Consider the following 675-nt stretch of genomic DNA (forward strand, 5'->3'; position numbering starts at 1 on the left):
AAGATCGATAGCAATAGTGGTAACTTTCATGATGGATGCTCCTAAGGTAACTGTTTAATTCAACATCAGTTTGGCGCATTGACGCCGCAATTGGGAGCGTCCATCTCATCACCCATTGTTAATGGCATCAATCGCAACCTCCTACTATGCTTGATTTGAGCATTTAACAAGGAGGTTGTATGCCGCGCCCAAGACGAACCCTCATCAGTATCGAAGACACCCCCCTATTATCACTGCTGTAGCCGTGTTGTTCGACGCGCCTTTCTCTGCGGTGATGATAAATACACAGGTAAAAATTACGACCATCGAAGAGCTTGGGTTGAAGAGCAAATACTCAAGCTCACAGAGGTGTTTGCGATTGATGTTGCCGCTTACGCAGTGATGAGTAATCACTTACATGTGGTGCTGTATATCGATGTCGAGCAGGTTAATGCTTGGTCAGATAGGGATGTAGTTCTGCAATGGCATAAACTGTTTAACGGCACGACGTTAACTCAACAGTTCGCTAAAGGTGAAGTCATCGATGAGCATTTAGAGCAAAGACATAGCCACCCATAGTTAATGGCACAAATAACCCTCTCTTGCTAAGCTTTAAAAGCGCATTTAACAAGGAGGTTGTATGCCAAGGCCAAGACGAACCCTCATCAGTATCGAAGACACCCCCTATTATCACTG

1 pseudogene is annotated in these 675 nt (G+C 44.9%); it reads left to right on the plus strand.

Annotated features, from left to right (window positions below):
* Positions 1–179: 179 nt before the first annotated feature.
* Positions 180–552 (plus strand): annotated as a pseudogene (locus tag AB4238_RS19120) (transposase); the annotation flags it as partial.
* Between the last annotated feature and the right edge of the window lie 123 nt (positions 553–675).

Source organism: Shewanella sp. 10N.286.45.A1, assembly GCF_041470405.1.
In the GTDB taxonomy this organism is placed as follows: Bacteria; Pseudomonadota; Gammaproteobacteria; order Enterobacterales; family Shewanellaceae; genus Shewanella.